This window comes from Streptomyces panaciradicis (genome assembly GCF_023516615.1).
Classification (GTDB): Bacteria; Actinomycetota; Actinomycetes; order Streptomycetales; family Streptomycetaceae; genus Streptomyces; species Streptomyces panaciradicis.
In genome coordinates, this window is sequence record NZ_JAMGBF010000067.1 from 63,075 (window position 1) to 78,958 (window position 15,884).

Genomic DNA, 15,884 nt, shown 5'->3' on the forward strand with positions numbered 1-15,884 from the left:
TGGGACTGTCCCGCACTGTGGAATCCGTGGACCTTGTCGACCCCCTCGCCTCGTGGGCCTCAGATGCCGGGCCAGGGTTCCTCCTCGCGGAAGAGGGGGCGCCCGTCATCGAGGGTCACGGGGACCGCGCCGGGGGCGTAGGGGTCGTGGGCGGCCTGCGCGTAGGGGTAGTACGCCGGCTCCTGCCAGGTGCCGTACGGCTCGTACACGTAGACCGTCTGCGCCTGCTCCGGGGCCGGCTGCTGTTCCACGAACAGGGGCATGCGCAGTTCGCCGGTGTCGGTGACCGCGTTGTTCTGGGAGCGGTGCAGCCGGGCGTACGCGCCGCCCCGCGCGAGCAGGTCCTCGTGCCGGCCGGTCTCGACGATCCGGCCCCGGTCGACGACCAGGATGCGGTCGGCGTCGGGGGCGAGGTTGAGGTCGTGGGTGATCATGATGGTCGTACGGCCCGCCATCAGGCGGCGCAGCGGCTTGACGACCCGGCGGGCGGCCATGGCGTCGAGGCCGGTCGTGGGCTCGTCCAGGACCAGGACCGGGGAGTCGCGCAGGATCGCCCGCGCGATGGCGAGGCGCTGGAGCTGCCCGCCGGACAGCCGGGCCGAGTGGGGGTCGACCCGGGTGTCGTAGCCGTCGGGGAGCCGGACGACGAAGTCGTGCGCGTCCGCCGCCCGCGCGGCCTCCTCGATGGCGTGGTCACTGGCGCCGGGGCGGCCGCAGGCGATGTTGGCGCGGACGGTGTCGTGCAGGACGAGCGTCTCCTGCGGCAGGAGTGTGACGTACTCGCGCAGCCGGGCCAGCGGCAGGTCCCGGACCGGTGTGCCGTCCAGGAGTACGTCGCCGGCGTCCGGGTCGTAGAAGCGGAGCAGGAGTTTGGAGACCGTGGACTTGCCGGCGCCGCTCGGGCCGGTGACGATCACCAGCTCGCCGGGGGCGACCGTGAAGGACAGGTCCCGCAGGGCGACGGTGTCGGCGCCCGGGTAGGTGAAGGAGACGTCGCGGACCTCGACGGCGCCGTCGGGGCGGCCGGTCACGGCGGCGTGACGGGGGTCGGCGACGGCGGGGCGGACGTCGAGGATCTCGATCAGCCGCTCGGCGCCGGCGGTCGCGGCGGTGACCGTCAGGCCGAGCTGGGCCAGCCCGCGGACCGGCGGGTAGAGGTAGCCGAGGAAGGCGGAGAAGGCGAGCAGCTGGCCCAGCGTCATACGGCCGGTGGAGATCTCCCAGGCGCCGATGCCGATCACCGCGAGCACGCAGACGGTCTCGATGACGGCGACGAGCTGCTGGTACGCCTCGTTCAGGCGGGTGGAGCGCACCGAGGCGCGGAACCAGGCGTTCGCCTCCTCGCCCAGCCGGCGGCGTTCGGCGTCCCGGCGGTCGTACGCCTGGGTGAGCACGATGTTGGACAGGGACTCCTCGACGACGGAGGTGATCGCGCCGTCGGCGACCCGGCCGTCGCGCGAGACGTCCTTGATGGAGCCGGAGAACCGGCGGGCCGCCAGCCAGAACAGCGGGGCCAGGACGAAGGTGGCGGCGGCCAGGTCCCAGCGCAGCCAGAAGGCGGCGGCCGCGTAGAAGAGGGCGGAGAAGGCGGCGGACGCGGCGCCGACCAGCCCGGAGACGACCATCGTCTCGATCGCCTCGACGTCACTGGTCAGCCGGGACAACAGGTCGCCCTGGCGGTGGCGTTGGAAGAAGTGCGGGGGCAACTGCTGTACGTGGTCGAAGACGTGCTCGCGCAGTCTCATCACGAACCGTTCGGTGACCCAGGCGGCGAGGGAGTTGCCGGCGTAGGCGACGACCGCGCCGACGACCGCGACCACGAGCCACTTCGCGGCCGGGCCCCAGAAGGCGGCCAGTGATCCCTTCTGCAGGGCGTTGTCGGTCAGGTCGCTGAAGACCAGGATCGCCTCGGTCTCGGCGAGCGCGGCGAGCACGGTGCACGCCCAGACCAGCAGCAGCCAGCGGCGCAGCCCTCCGGTCAGCGGCCAGAAACGGCGGAAAGCGGCACGGGCCGGAATCGTGGGAGTGCCGTACTCGCACTCCTCGTCATCCTCGTCCATATCCATGGCGTATTCCCTCCGCTTTCGGTCGCTGGAATCGGCTGCGAAAGTCGACGAATTCGCAAGCGGAGAGGACCGGCGGAAAAACCGCCGGTCCTCTCAGAACTCACTCAGTGGTCGTCGCCGCCGGGGATCGGCTTCGGCACCGGGGGCTTGGGGTGCTTCTTCTTGGGCTTCGGCGGCGGCGGGGGGAGCTGCTTCTTGGGCTTCGGGGGCAGCGGGGCGAGCTTCTTGAGGCTCATTCCGACTCCTAGCGTTTCGCAGTTCAATGGTTCGGGAATTCCGCGTCCGGCTCCCCGACACCGATGAACCTACATGCCCCGCAACTCAAGCGACGGCAAAGTCGGCGCGGAAATGGCAAGCAGGCGCTGTGAATACCTTGGAGAATCCTTGGAGCGCCCGCCGAACCTGAGAGTTCTCTTATGAACCTGAGAGAAACCTTTTGGAGAACGTCAGTCGAGCCCCCTCAGTCGAGACCCTCGGCAAGCAGCTGGGCGAGATGCCGGGCCCGTACTCCGGCCAGCTGCTCCAGCTGGGTCCGGCACGAGAAGCCGTCGGCCAGCACCTCGGCCCCCTCCGCCGCCGCGCGGACGGCCGGCAGCAGCTGCTCCTCCGCGCAGGCCGCCGACACCGCGAAGTGGCCTTTCTCGAAGCCGAAGTTGCCCGCGAGCCCGCAGCAGCCGCCGGTCAGTTCGCCGGTGAGTCCGGCGGCCGCGCGCAGGCGGCGGTCGGGGGCGTCGCCGAGGACCGCGTGCTGGTGGCAGTGGGTCTGCCCGGTGACCGGGCGGTCGAGGGCGGGCGGGGTCCAGTCGGGCGCGTACCGCTCAAGCGCCTCGGCGAACGTGACGACCGAGGCGGCGAGGCGGGCCGCGCGCGGGTCGTCGTGCAGCAGCTCGGGAAGGTCCGTGCGCAGGGCAGCGGCGCAGCTCGGCTCCAGGACGACGAACGCCGGGACTGTCTCCAGCCGCGGGTCGAGGAAGGGGGCCAGGAGGTCCAGGGTGCGACGCAACACCGCACGCGCGCGGTCGAGTTGGCCGGTCGAGAGGTACGTCAGCCCGCAGCAGACGCGGGAGCGGCGGGAGGTCAGCGGGTTCGCGCCGTACCCCCACGCCTCACCTTCGGGCATCTGCTCCACCCGCGCCTTCCACTTGAAGCGCGGCGGCTGCATCACCATCAGCCCGGCCGCCTCCAGCACCTTCAGGGCCGCCTTCCCCACCTCGGGCGCGAAGTGCTCGGTGAAGGTGTCGGGCCACAGGGCGACGACGGGCGGGAAGTCGTCATCGGTGTCATCGGCGCAGTCGGCGTCATCGACGTCGTCCGTGACCCCGTCCGCGGACTCGGGGTCGTCGGTGTCGTGCGGGTGCCGGGCGTCGGCCGGGCCGCCCCGCAGCTTCCACTCGGCCGTCATCCGCCGCACCTGTTCCACGGTCCTGCGCGTCCACCACCGGCTGAACGTCTCCGGCGCGATCCGCGGCAGCTCCCGCTCGGGCGCGATCCCGCCCAGCCGCTTGGCGAGGGCCGCCAACGGCCCCACCGAGGCGAGCGCGTTGACCAGGCCGGCCGTCCGGGTCCGCGTCACCCAGCGCAGCCACAGCGGCAGCCATCCCATGCTGTAGTGCGCGGCCGGGCGGCGTCGTCCCGCGTAGTGGTGGTGCAGGAACTCCGCCTTGTACGTGGCCATGTCGACCTCGACCGGGCAGTCGGAACGGCATCCCTTGCAGGACAGGCACAGATCCAGCGCGTCCCGCACCTCCGTCGACCGCCAGCCGTCGGTGATCACCTCGCCGGCCAGCATCTCGTGCAGCAGCCGGGCACGCCCGCGCGTGGAGTGCTCCTCCTCGCCGGTCGCCCGGAAGGACGGGCACATCACGGAGGCGCCGGCGGCGGATGTCGTACGGCACTTGGCGACGCCCACGCAGCGCCGCACCGCGGCCGCGAAGTCGCCGCCGTCCGCCGGGTAGCCGAAGGCCACGTCGACCGGCTCGCGCGGCAGGACCGAGAAGCGGAGGTTGCCGTCGAGGGGGGCGGGGCGGACCAGCATGCCGGGGTTGAGGAGGTCGTCGGGGTCCCAGAGGGCCTTCGCCCGCTCGAAGAGGGCGATCAGTTCGGGGCCGTACATCCTCGGCAGCAGCTCCGCCCGCGCCTGTCCGTCGCCGTGCTCGCCGGACAGCGATCCGCCGTGGGCCACGACGAGTTCGGCCAGTTCCTCCGAGAAGCGGCGGAAGCGGGCGACGCCCGCCGCGGTCAGCAGGTCGAAGTCGATGCGGACGTGGATGCAGCCGTCGCCGAAGTGGCCGTACGGCGTCCCGCGCAGGCCGTGGTCCGTCAACAGCCCCCGGAAGTCCCGCAGATACGCGCCGAGCCGCGCGGGCGGCACCGCGCAGTCCTCCCAGCCGGGCCATGCCTCGGTGCCGTCCGGCATGCGCGTCGCCGTACCGCTCGCGTCCTCGCGGATGCGCCACAGTGCCCGCTGCCCGGCCGGATCGGTCACGATCAGCGAGTCCAGGACGTCCGCCGCCCGCACGATCGCCTCCGCACGCGCGCGTGCCTCGGGCGCCGACTCCCCTCCCGCCTCGACGAACAGCCATGCGCCGCCCCTCGGCAGCCCGGCCGACGACGCCGCGGGGACCAGGTCCGCCGCCATCCCCTCGACCGTGAGCGGCCGGTGGGGCAGCAGCCCCGCCGCGGCCTCGGCGGCCGCGCTCTCGTCCGTGTAGCCCAGGACGGCCAGCGCCCGCGCGCGGGGTGCCTCCACGAGTCGTACGACCGCCTCCGTGAGCACCCCGAGGGTGCCCTCGCTGCCGCAGAAGGAGCGGGCGACGTCCGCGCCCTTCTCGGGCAGCAGCGCGTCCAGCGCGTAGCCGGAGATACGGCGGGGCAGCTCCGGGAAGCCGGTCCGCAGCCGCGCCAACTCGCCCTCCACCAGCGCCCGCAGGCCCTCCGGCGCCCCGGCCCACTCCCGCCCGAGCCGCAGCCGCTCGCCGCGCGCGGTGACCACGTCCAGCTCCCGCACGCTGTCGGCCGTCGTCCCCCAGGCCACCGAGTGGGAGCCGCACGCGTTGTTGCCGATCATTCCGCCGAGGGTGCAGCGGCTGTGCGTGGAGGGGTCGGGGCCGAAGCGCAGGCCGTGCGGGGCGGCGGCCTCCTGGAGGCGGTCCAGGACGAGTCCGGGCTGGACCACGGCCGTACGCGCCTCGGGGTCGACGGCCAGCAGGCGGTTCATATGACGGGTGAAGTCCAGTACGACACCGGTGCCGGTCGCCTGTCCCGCGATCGACGTGCCTCCGCCGCGCGGCACGACCGGCACCCCGCGCTCCCGGCACACCGCCAGCACGGCCGCCACGTCGTCCGCGTCCCGGGGCGCGACCACCCCCAGCGGGACGCGCCGGTAGTTCGACGCGTCCATCGTCGCCAGCGCCCGGGACACGGCGTCGAAGCCGACCTCGCCCCGGACGGCCCCCCGCAGCTCCGCCTCGAGATCCGTCATGCCCCCAGCATGCATCCCGCCACTGACAGTGACGACCGCTCTGTCCACCGGACGCTCACCGATGAGGGGACAGAAACTGTGAACGGATTCCGAACCTTCCCAATTCGATCACGAACTCCCATATAGTGACCGCCAGTTGAGCACCAGGTGTCTCTACTCGCTCAGCAGATGGACAGGCTCACGGCACGGACACGGACAAGGACGACCGAGGACCCCCACCGAGGACCCCCGACCGAGGACCCGACTCATGACCGCCCCCCTCCAGCCCGGCGAACGTCCCTCCCTGCGCTCCCTCGCGCCCGTCCCCCTGCTCACCGCCGTGCTGGCCGCCCTCGCGGTGGCCGGCGCGGTCGCCCGGACCCCCCAGGCGCAGCGCCTGCCGCTCGCCCTCGGCGCGGGCGCCGGGGCCCTGCTGCTGTGCGCGGCCGTCGCCGTGGCCACCCGCTCCGTCCTCACGGCCCGGATCACCCGCCGCCGGCTGGACGCCGTCACCGCCGACACCGGGCGGCTGCTGCAGGACCGGATCCGGCAGAGCGCGGAGTTCGACCAGGAACGGGTGCGGCTGACGGAGGAGCTGACCCGGGAGCGGGCCCGCCACGCCGCCGAACTCGCCCAGGAGCGCGCCCGGTCGGCCGCCGCGCTCGGTGAGGAGCGGGCACGGCAGGCCGCCGAGCACGCCGCTGTCGCCGAACGGGCCCGGCAGGCCGAGCAGGAGCGGGCCGCCGCGATCGCCGCGACCGCCAACGCGGCCGGCCGGATGCAGGCCCTGGCCACCGGGATGCTCGCCGATCTGCGCGCCATGGAGGAACGGCACGAGGACGAGGACGTCCTCGCCGATCTGCTCCACCTCGACCACCGCACCGCGCAGGCGGGCCGGATCGCCGACTCCGTCGCCGTCCTCGCCGGGGCGCGCTCCGGGCGCCGGTGGGCCCGCCCGATCGGCATGGAGTCGATCCTGCGGGGCGCCATGGGGCGGATCAGCGGCTACCGGCGGGTGCGCGTGCACTCCGCGTGCGAGGCCGCGGTCGCCGGGCACGCCGCCGAGGGTGTGATGCACGCGCTCGCCGAACTCCTCGACAACGCGGCCAACTTCTCGCCGCCGACCGCCGAGGTGCACGTCTACGTCGAGGAGGTGCCGGCCGGGGTCATCGTGTCCGTCGAGGACAGCGGGCTGGTCATGGGCGATGTGCAGATGCGCCGCGCCGAGCGCGCCGTCTCCGGTGACGTCGGCGGGCTGGGCGGCCTCACCGGCACCCGCCTCGGGCTCGCGGTCGTCGGCCGCCTCGCCCGCAAGTACGGCCTGAAGGTCTCCTACCGCCCGTCCGCCCGCGGCGGCACCGGTGTGCTGATGCTGGTACCGCAGGACATCCTCGTACCGGAACAGCCCGTCGAGCCCGCGCCGGCCGCCTCCGCACCGGCCCTCCCGGAGCCGCCCTCGGGCCGCCCGGTCGAGGGAGCGGAGTGGAGCACCGGCGAGCAGCCGGCCTCCCGGCCGCAGGGAGCTCCCCACTGGCCCTGGTTCGAGGGCACCTCGCACGACACCGCCCACGACGACGAGCAGTGGCCCGGCGGCGACGGCTCCGGGAGCGGGAGCGGGACGGCGCTGGTGCCGTACGGGGAGGAGTGGCCGGTGTCCTACGGCTCCTCGTCGCTCGTCCCCGCGGAGACGCACCACGCCCCGGCCACCCCGGACCACGGCCCCCTGCCCCGCCACGACTCCTCCGGCCGGGACACGGACCCCCTCCCCGACGGCCTGCCCCAGCGCCGCCGTGGCCGCGCGCTCGCGGAGGCCGAGCAGGAGCGGGCACGCGCGCGTGCCGACGAGGAGCCGCCGCGCCCCGCCGTCGTCTCCCTGGACGACCCCCTGGCCCGCGCCGCCCGGTTCAGCAGCTTCCAGCGGGCCGTACGCGGCTCGCTCTCCGACCTGGGGTCCGCGCCGGCGGAGGACACCGCCACCCCCGCGACCCCGGAGCCCGCCCCCGATCCGACCCGTACCTCCCGCCCCCACCCGGAAGGCAACGCCACCTCATGACCGGTATCGGCACCGGCCCGAACACCGTCGACCAGAAGCTCACCTGGCTCATCGAGGGACTGCTGGAGCGCACCCCGGGGGCGCGGCACGCGCTCGTGCTGTCGCGGGACGGGCTGAGGCTGTGCCGGACACCGGAGCTCACCGTCGACCGGGCCGACCAGCTCGCCGCGATCGCCGCCGGCATCCAGTCGCTGGCGCACGGCGCGTCCAGCGAGTTCGGGGACGGCAGCGGCGGCATCCGGTCGGCGATGACCGAGTTCCACGGCGGAGTGCTGTACATCGTGGAGGCGGGCGACGGCGCGCATCTGGCCGTTCTCACGGAGGAGGACGCCGACGCGGGGCTCGTCGGGCACCAGATGAGCGAACTCGTGGAACAGCTCGGCCCGCACCTGAGCGCACAGCCCCGGACGTCATGAGCCGCCCCGGCAGGGACGACTCACCCGACCGCCTCTACACCCTGACCCAGGGCCGGGCCCGCTCCGCGCCGGACAGCCCCTTCGACCTGGTGACCCTCGTGGTCGCCGAGTGCGATCCGGTGCCCGGCATGCAGTCGGAGCACGTGACGATCCTGCGCGCGGCCCAGCGCCCCGTCGCCGTGGTGGAGCTGGCGGCCGAGCTGCGGCTTCCCGTCGGCATCACCAAGATCCTTCTCTCCGACCTCCTCGCGGCGGGCCGCGTCAGCGCCCGCCATCCGAGGAAGGCCGCCGTCATCGACCCCGACGTCCTGGAACAGGTGCTCGTTGGACTCCGCAACCTCTGACGCCCGCACCCCCTCGGGTGCGACCGTCCCCGTGCCGCTCGGTGGACCCAGGTTCCAGACCGAACCGGCCCGGCTGTACCGCGAGATGCGGCGCGAGCACGGTGCCGTGACCCCGGTCGTGCTCGACGGGGGCGTACCGGCCTGGCTGGTGCTGGGCTATCGCGAGCTGCACCAGGTCACCGGCGATCCGGTGCTGTTCAGCCGGGACTCCGGGCTGTGGAACCAGTGGGACCGCATCCCCGCCGACTGGCCGCTGCTGCCGATGATCGGCCGCGGGCAGCCCTCGATCCTCTACACCGTCGGTGAACGCCACCGCGAGCGCGCCGCGATGATCAGCGGTGCGCTGGAGGCCGTCGCCCCTTCCGAACTGCGGGGCCACGCCGAGAAGTTCGCCGACGAACTCATCGACGCGGTGTGCGGGCGCGGCCGGGCGGACCTCGTCGCCGAGTACGCCATGCTGCTGCCCGTGCGCGTCCTCGCCCGGCTCTTCGGCTTTCCCGACGAGCAGGGGCCGGGCCTGGTGACCGCGCTGAACGACATGATCGACGGCCGGGAGCGGGCGCTCGCCGGGCAGACCCACCTGGCCGGCTCGATGGCCCGGCTGGTGGCCGAGCGGAAGGCCCGTCCGGCCGACGACGTCGTCTCGCGGATGCTCGCCGACCGTGCGGGCTTCGGTGACGAGGAGATCGTCCAGGACCTGATGGTGATGATGGCGGCGGGCCATCAGCCGACGGCCGACTGGATCGGCAACTCGCTGCGGCTGATGCTGACCGACGAGCGGTTCGCGGCCTCCCTCTTCGGCGGGCGCAACAGCGTCGCCGACGCCATGAACGAGGTGCTGTGGGAGGACACGCCCACGCAGAACGTGGCCGGCCGCTGGGCCGCCCGCGACACCCAGCTCGGCGGGCGCCGCATCCGCGCCGGCGATCTGCTCCTGCTCGGGCTGCAGGGCGCCAACTCCGACCCGCAGGTGCGCACCGACGGCTCGGCGCTCACCGGCGGCAACAGCGCGCACTTCTCCTTCGGGCACGGCGAGCACCGCTGCCCGTTCCCGGCGCAGGAGATCGCCGAGGTCATCGCGCGCACCGGCATCGAGGTGGTGCTGGACCGGCTGCCTGACATCGACCTGGCCGTCCCCGCCGGGTCCCTCACCCGCCGCCCCTCCCCCTGGCTCAGAGGCCTCTCCCACCTCCCGACCCGCTTCACCCCGGTCCCCACCCTCTGACCCCTCGCCGAAGCCCCGCCCGTGCGCCATTCCCGACCGCCCGGCCCTGCAATCCCGTGCCGCAAGCCCTCGACCACTTCCGCCACCTGGCCACACCGGCCCCGCCCCGCCTCGACCACCACCGAAGCCCCGCCCATCGACCGGACCCACCGCCCGGCCCGCCGATCCCGTGCCGTCGCCCGGCCTCGACCGCCCGCCCCCAGCGCCGACCGTGACCCGCACCACCCCGCCCCACCGCGCCACGCTCCACCCCGCGATCGAAAGCCCCGTGCGCCATTCCCGACCGCCCTGCTGCCCAGGAGGCCCGTATGACCACGACCGGTGTTGAACAGAGCCGTGCGGAGGAGACGCGTATCGTGCTCGATCCCTTCGTGCGGGATCTGGACGGCGAGAGCGCGCGGCTGCGTGCGGCGGGACCGCTGGCCGCCGTGGAGCTGCCCGGTGGCGTGCCCGTCTGGGCGGTCACCCGGCACGCCGAGGCCAAGCGGCTGCTCACCGATCCGCGGCTGGTGAAGGACATCGGCGTCTGGGGCGCCTGGCGGCGCGGGGAGATCCCGCCGGACTGGCCGCTCATCGGCCTCGCCAACCCCGGCCGCTCGATGCTCACCGTGGACGGCGCCGACCACCGGCGGATGCGGGCGCTGGTCGCCCAGGCGCTCACCCCGCGCCGGGTGGAGGAGATGCGGGGCCGGATCACCGAGCTCACCGAGCGGCTCCTCGACGACCTCGCCGCGGCGGCCACCGACGGTGTCGTCGACCTGAAGGCGGCCTTCGCCTACCCGCTGCCCATGTACGTCGTCGCCGACCTCATGGGCATCGACCAGGCACGCCTGCCCCGCCTGAAGGAGCTGTTCGAGAAGTTCTTCTCCACCCAGACCCCGCCGGCCGAGGTCGTCGCCACCCTCACCGAACTCGCGGGGGTCATGGCCGACACGGTCGCCGCCAAGCGTGCCGAGCCGGGCGACGACCTGACCTCGGCGCTGATCCTGGCCTCGGAGAACGGCGACCACCTCAGCGACGAGGAGATCGTCTCCACGCTGCAGCTGATGGTCGCGGCCGGCCACGAGACGACGATCTCGCTCATCGTCAACGCGGTGGTCCAGCTGTCACTCCACCCGGATCAGCGAGCGCTGGTGCTGTCCGGCGCGGCCGACTGGTCCCAGGTGACCGAGGAGACCCTGCGCCACTCCACCCCCACCTCCCATGTGCTGATCCGCTTCGCGACCGAGGACGTCCCGGTCGGCGACCGGGTCCTCCCGGCGGGCGACGCGCTGATCGTGTCGTACGCCGCCATCGGCCGCGACGAGGAGGCGCACGGCCCGACCGCCGGGGACTTCGACATCACGCGGACCTCGCCGAACCGGCACATCAGCTTCGGTCACGGCCCGCACGTCTGCCCCGGCGCCGCCCTGTCCCGTCTGGAGGCGGGAGTCGCGCTGCCCGCCCTGTACGCCCGCTTCCCGGACCTCGACCTGGCGGTACCGGCCACCGACCTGCGCAACAAGCCGGTGGTGACCCAGAACGACCTGTTCGAGCTGCCGGTCCGGCTCACGGCCTCGTAGATCACGACAAGTCCACGGGCCGGAGGACTCGTCTCATCGAACGGACACGTTTCCGTGCGGTTTCGCCGAGGGGATACGCTCCGGCTCGTGGCTGAGATCCAGATTCCCGCTGACATCAAGCCCGCCGACGGTCGATTCGGCGCGGGCCCCTCCAAGGTGCGGACGGAAGCGCTGGACGCGCTGGCCGCCACCGGTACGTCCCTCATGGGGACCTCCCACCGCCAGGCTCCGGTGAAGAACCTGGTCGGCAAGGTCCGTGAGGGCATCTCCGAACTGTTCTCCCTGCCCGAGGGCTACGAGGTGATCCTCGGCAACGGCGGCTCGACGGCCTTCTGGGACGTCGCGACGCACGGGCTGATCGAGAACAAGTCCCAGCACCTCAACTTCGGCGAGTTCAGCTCGAAGTTCGCCAAGGCGTCCAAGCTGGCCCCGTGGCTGGCCGAGCCGACCGTGATCGCCTCCGACCCGGGCACCCACCCGGAGCCGCAGGCCGAGGCGGGCGTCGACGTCTACGCCTTCACGCACAACGAGACCTCCACCGGTGTCGCCATGCCGATCAAGCGCGTGGCCGGTGCGGACGAGGGCTCGCTGGTCCTGGTCGACGCCACCTCCGGCGCCGGCGGCCTGCCGGTGGACGTCTCCGAGACGGACGTCTACTACTTCGCCCCGCAGAAGTCCTTCGCCTCCGACGGCGGCCTGTGGATCGGCGTCTTCTCCCCCGCCGCGATCGAGCGCGCCGAGCGCGTCCACGCCTCGGGCCGGCACGTCCCGGAGTTCTTCTCGCTGCCGACGGCGATCGACAACTCCCGCAAGAACCAGACGTACAACACCCCGGCGCTGGCCACCCTGTTCCTGCTGAACCAGCAGCTGGAGTGGCTCAACGGCCAGGGCGGCCTGGACTTCGCGGTGCGCCGCACGGCCACCTCCGCGCGCACGCTGTACGGCTGGGCGGAGGACGTGAAGTTCGCGACGCCGTTCGTCACCGACCCGGCCAAGCGCTCCCAGGTCATCGGCACGATCGACTTCTCCGACGAGGTCGACGCGGCCGCCGTCGCCAAGGTGCTGCGCGCCAACGGCATCGTCGACACCGAGCCCTACCGCAAGCTCGGCCGCAACCAGCTGCGCGTGGCGATGTTCCCGGCGATCGACCCGGCGGACGTCGAGGCGCTGACGAAGTGCATCGACTACGTCATCGAGAAGCTGTAACCAGCTGTCACCACCGCTTCCCGTACGACGACGAAGGGGCGCCCGGCGAACACCGGGCGCCCCTTCTCGCGTACCTCTGCCTCGCTCGCGTGCCGCTCAGCCGCGGAAGCCGAGCAGGCCGTGCAGGGCCTCACCGCTCGCCCCGGCGGCCGGCTGCTGGGCCGTCAGCGCGGACTTCGCCGTGGCCTGCGGCTTGGGGTCGGCCGTCTTCTGGCAGACCGCGTCGGCCGTGCCGTGCCCGCGCGGGACGGTGCCGTCGGTCAGGTACTTCGCCAGGTACTTGTCCAGGCAGGCGTTGCCGCTCAGCGTGATGCCGTGGTTGCCGCCGCCCTGCTCGACGACCAGGCTGGAGTGCTTGAGCAGGCGGTGGACGGTGACACCGCCCTGGTACGGGGTGGCCGCGTCGTTCGTCGCCTGGAACAGCAGCACCGGCGGCAGCTTGGAGTTGGCGACGTTCACCGGCTTCAGCGACTTGGTGGGCCAGAACGCGCACGGCGCGTTGTACCAGGCGTTGTTCCAGGCGTTGAAGGGCGCCTTGGCGTACACCGCCCAGTTGTCCTTCTGCCACTGCTTCCAGTCCCGCGGCCAGGACACGTCACGGCACTGCACGGCCGCGTAGACGCTGTAGCCGTTGTCACCGGAGGCGTCGATGGCGGCGAAGTTCTGGTACGCCGTCACCAGCGGGGCGGAGTTGTGGTCGTTGACGTACGCGGCGAACGCCTGGGCCAGGTAGGGCCAGTAGCCGTTGTAGTAGCCGCCGGGCAGGAAGGTGTCCTCCAGCTCCGCGGCGCCCACCTTGCCGCCCGCGGGCGTCTTGGCGAGTGCGGCCTGCATCGCGTACCACTTGGCCTCGATCTTGGCCGGGTCGGTGCCGAGCTTGTACGTCGAGTCGTACTTGGCGATCCAGGCCATGAGCGCCTTGTGGCGGGCGTCGAAGGCGTAGTCCTGGCCGATGTTGTCGTCGTACCAGACCCCGTCGGGGTCGACGATCGAGTCCAGGACCAGACGGCGCACCTGGTGCGGGAAGAGCTTGGCGTAGACCTGGCCCAGGTAGGTGCCGTAGGAGTAGCCGAAGTAGTTGATCTTCTTCGCGCCGACGGACTTGCGGATCGAGTCCATGTCCTTCACGGCGCTGACGGTGTTGATGTACGGCAGCACGTCGGCGTACTTGCGGCCGCAGGCGGCGGCGAAGGACTTGGCGCGCTCCAGGTTGGCCTTCTCGATGGCCGGGCTGGTGGGAACGCTGGCCGGGCGGACCGGGTTGAAGTAGCCCGGCTTGCAGTCGAGGGCGGGCTTGCTCTCGCCGACGCCGCGCGGGTCGAAGCCGATGACGTCGTACTGGGCCGCGACCGCCTTGGGCAGCGAGGAGGCGACGAAGGGCGCGAGGCTCAGACCGCTGCCGCCGGGGCCGCCGGGGTTGACCAGCAGCGGGCCCTGGAACTTGGTCGCGGTGTGTGGGACCCGGGTCAGGGCCAGGGTTATCTTCCGGCCCTGCGGCTTGGCGTAGTCGAGAGGCACCTTCACCGAACCGCACTGCAGGGTCGGGGACTCGTCCGTGCCGCACTTCTTCCAGGTGACCTTGGCCGGCTGGAAGGAGGGGGCGGAGGACGAGGTGCTGGCCTCGGCGGGGACGGCCGTGACCGATCCGGCGAGGACGACGGCCGTGCCGCACAGCACGGCTGCGCTTCTTCTCATCAAGTTCCCTCACGACATGGGGGGTTGGAAGGACCGGAAAGTTCACGGTCCTGTCCGGATACTTTCGAAGAAGCACCAACGTAAGGAACAACTTGGGTAAAGATTTGAATCTCCTGTGATCTGGAGGCGCCCGTTCCACCGTGGGCGCCTCCGTCACACACGGCCCCTACGACGCCGTACAGCTCACCGTCGGCACGCTCCCGCCCCCGGGCGCGCCACCGAACCCGAACGTCACCGAACTCCCCGCCGCCACACTGCCGTTGTGCGCTGCGTTCACCGCGGTGACCGTGGAACCGGTTTGCGTGTAGGAGGCGTTCCACATGTTCGTGACCTGCTGCGACCCGCTCCAGGTCCAGGTCACCTTCCACGAACCGATGGCCGTGGAGCCGGTGTTGGTCACCTTCACCTCGGCGTTGAACCCGCTCCCCCAGTCGCTGCTGACGGTATAGGAGGCGCTGCACGCGGCCGTGCTCCCGCCGCCACCGCCGCCGCCACCGCCCGTGCCGGTGCCCGGGAACAGCGGCGCCTTGATGCTCGCCAGGTACCCGTCCTTCACGGTGTCCACGGTCTGCCAGTCGTCCTTGAGGATGCCCCCGGTGTCACCGGAGTTGGGGTTCCAGGACCAGAAGGTCCAGTGGAAGGAGTCGGCGCCGTACGTCGACGTCGGGCGCAGGTAGCTCACCAGCGCGGACAGCCACTTCTGGTCGGTCGTGGAGGCCAGCGTGGTGCCGAACTCGCCCACCCACACCGGGGCGATGTTCTGCTTGAAGATGTAGCCCCAGTACTTGTCCCAGACGCCCGGCATGTTGGCGGGGAAGGAGGGGTCGGTGAACCAGGGCTGCTGGGCGACGCTCGTGGCGTAGTCGTGGGCGGAGTACACCACCCGGTTCGCCACGTTCAGCTGCACCGGGTACTGGGCGACCCCCATGAGGTTGCCGCCCCACCACCCCGACACACCGTTGAACGTCTGCACGCCCTCGACGAAGATCAGCAGGTCGGGGTTGGCGGAGAGCACCGCGTTCCCGGCGCGCTGGGCGGCCAGCCGCCAGTCGGTCGCCGTGTCCCCGCAGCCCCAGCAGGCCGGATCGTGCGGTTCGTTGTGCAGGTCGATGCCTACCACGGTGTCCTGGCCCTTGTAACGGGCCGCCAGCGCCTTCAGGTTGGCGATCCACGTCGACTCGGGGACCGCCGCGGTGTACCAGAGCGCCGACTGGCCGCCGGAGTCCGGGCGGTGCCGGTCGAGGATGACCTTCATCCCGTCCTGGCCGGCGTAGGCGACGAGCTTGTCCATCACCTGGAGGGAGTTGAGGCCCTGCAGATCGGCGTTCTTGCCGCTGCTGAAGTCGATGCTGTTGGGGACGGTGGAGGACTTGAAGATGTCGTCGCTGTAGGGCAGCCGGATGGTGTTGTACCCGAGCGACTTCATCTGGTCGATCATGGACTTGTAGTCGCGGGACCACAGGCCGTGCGGGACGTAGTTGGCGGTCTCGAAGCCGAACCAGTTGATCCCGGCGATCCGGACCGGCTGCCCGGCGGCGTCGAGGATCTGACGACCGCTGGTGTGCCAGTACCCGGCGCCGGCGGCGCTGTCGGCCGCGTCGGCCGTGTGCGCGGCGGCGAGCGGCAACAGCAGTGCCGCCGCGGCGGCGCACAGCGCTCTTCGCAAGCTGCGGAACATGTGCCTGGTTCCTCTCGGGGGTCTCGTCAGTCTCGGAAGTGCCGGGCCCGGAACCGATGGGAGCGCTCCCACCACCCATACGCCTCCCAGGAAACCGACAGGTCATGACCGCGTCAATAGTTCGGACGCGGACGACCGGAGAAGAGGGGTGGAGGCCGACGGCCGCCCCTGCGTCGTGG

General features: G+C 72.2%; 11 protein-coding genes. 6 read left to right on the top strand and 5 right to left on the bottom strand.

Features of this window, described 5'->3' with window-relative positions; translation table 11 throughout:
- Window positions 1-59: 59 nt before the first annotated feature.
- The 3 genes from M8J74_RS22460 to M8J74_RS22465 form a co-directional block, all read right to left on the bottom strand.
- Window positions 60-2,066: an ABC transporter ATP-binding protein gene (locus M8J74_RS22460; RefSeq protein WP_372500237.1), complete on the bottom strand. Its 2,007-nt coding sequence runs from the start codon at window positions 2,064-2,066 to the stop codon at window positions 60-62.
- A gap of 104 nt (window positions 2,067-2,170) precedes the next feature.
- Window positions 2,171-2,302 (bottom strand): hypothetical protein, encoded by a 132-nt coding sequence (locus M8J74_RS44570; RefSeq protein ID WP_275297609.1) that lies wholly within the window; start codon window positions 2,300-2,302, stop codon window positions 2,171-2,173.
- A gap of 224 nt (window positions 2,303-2,526) precedes the next feature.
- Window positions 2,527-5,547: an FAD-binding and (Fe-S)-binding domain-containing protein gene (locus tag M8J74_RS22465; RefSeq protein WP_249838165.1), complete on the bottom strand. Its 3,021-nt coding sequence runs from the start codon at window positions 5,545-5,547 to the stop codon at window positions 2,527-2,529.
- 247 nt (window positions 5,548-5,794) lie between these two features.
- Here M8J74_RS22465 and M8J74_RS22470 point away from each other — a divergent pair, with 247 nt between their 5' ends.
- The 6 genes from M8J74_RS22470 (at window position 5,795) to serC (ending at window position 12,332) form a co-directional block, all read left to right on the top strand.
- Window positions 5,795-7,579 (top strand): ATP-binding protein, encoded by a 1,785-nt coding sequence (locus M8J74_RS22470; RefSeq protein ID WP_249838166.1) that lies wholly within the window; start codon window positions 5,795-5,797, stop codon window positions 7,577-7,579.
- Window positions 7,576-7,995, top strand: coding sequence for a roadblock/LC7 domain-containing protein (locus tag M8J74_RS22475; RefSeq protein ID WP_249838167.1), 420 nt, complete (start codon window positions 7,576-7,578; stop codon window positions 7,993-7,995). Before M8J74_RS22470 ends, M8J74_RS22475 begins: the two co-directional genes overlap by 4 nt.
- Entirely contained in the window at window positions 7,992-8,339 is a 348-nt protein-coding gene (locus tag M8J74_RS22480) for a DUF742 domain-containing protein (protein WP_249838168.1), read from the top strand. Before M8J74_RS22475 ends, M8J74_RS22480 begins: the two co-directional genes overlap by 4 nt.
- Entirely contained in the window at window positions 8,320-9,564 is a 1,245-nt protein-coding gene (locus tag M8J74_RS22485; protein WP_249838169.1) for a cytochrome P450, read from the top strand. Before M8J74_RS22480 ends, M8J74_RS22485 begins: the two co-directional genes overlap by 20 nt.
- Before the next feature lie 308 nt (window positions 9,565-9,872).
- Window positions 9,873-11,126 carry a cytochrome P450 family protein gene (locus M8J74_RS22490; protein ID WP_249838170.1) on the top strand — a complete coding sequence of 418 codons (1,254 nt, stop codon included), beginning with the start codon at window positions 9,873-9,875 and terminating at the stop codon, window positions 11,124-11,126.
- 87 nt (window positions 11,127-11,213) lie between these two features.
- On the top strand, window positions 11,214-12,332 hold the full coding sequence (gene serC / locus M8J74_RS22495) for a phosphoserine transaminase (protein WP_058924679.1): 1,119 nt from the start codon (window positions 11,214-11,216) through the stop codon (window positions 12,330-12,332).
- 96 nt (window positions 12,333-12,428) lie between these two features.
- On the opposite strand, the gene M8J74_RS22500 is transcribed toward serC, so the two are convergent.
- Both M8J74_RS22500 and M8J74_RS22505 read right to left on the bottom strand, forming a co-directional pair.
- Window positions 12,429-14,027, bottom strand: a complete 1,599-nt coding sequence (locus tag M8J74_RS22500) for an alpha/beta hydrolase (RefSeq protein WP_249838171.1) — start codon at window positions 14,025-14,027, stop codon at window positions 12,429-12,431.
- A gap of 166 nt (window positions 14,028-14,193) precedes the next feature.
- Window positions 14,194-15,705, bottom strand: coding sequence for a cellulase family glycosylhydrolase (locus M8J74_RS22505; RefSeq protein ID WP_249838172.1), 1,512 nt, complete (start codon window positions 15,703-15,705; stop codon window positions 14,194-14,196).
- Window positions 15,706-15,884 lie beyond the last annotated feature (179 nt).

Coding starts and splice junctions, on each gene's coding strand:
- M8J74_RS22465 (WP_249838165.1), bottom strand. CDS start 5,547: ATGACGGATCTCGAGGCGGAGCTGCGGGGGGCCGTCCGGGGCGAGGTC.
- M8J74_RS22460 (WP_372500237.1), bottom strand. CDS start 2,066: ATGGATATGGACGAGGATGACGAGGAGTGCGAGTACGGCACTCCCACG.
- M8J74_RS22500 (WP_249838171.1), bottom strand. CDS start 14,027: ATGAGAAGAAGCGCAGCCGTGCTGTGCGGCACGGCCGTCGTCCTCGCC.
- M8J74_RS22505 (WP_249838172.1), bottom strand. CDS start 15,705: ATGTTCCGCAGCTTGCGAAGAGCGCTGTGCGCCGCCGCGGCGGCACTG.
- M8J74_RS22490 (WP_249838170.1), top strand. CDS start 9,873: ATGACCACGACCGGTGTTGAACAGAGCCGTGCGGAGGAGACGCGTATC.
- M8J74_RS44570 (WP_275297609.1), bottom strand. CDS start 2,302: ATGAGCCTCAAGAAGCTCGCCCCGCTGCCCCCGAAGCCCAAGAAGCAG.
- M8J74_RS22480 (WP_249838168.1), top strand. CDS start 7,992: ATGAGCCGCCCCGGCAGGGACGACTCACCCGACCGCCTCTACACCCTG.
- M8J74_RS22470 (WP_249838166.1), top strand. CDS start 5,795: ATGACCGCCCCCCTCCAGCCCGGCGAACGTCCCTCCCTGCGCTCCCTC.
- M8J74_RS22475 (WP_249838167.1), top strand. CDS start 7,576: ATGACCGGTATCGGCACCGGCCCGAACACCGTCGACCAGAAGCTCACC.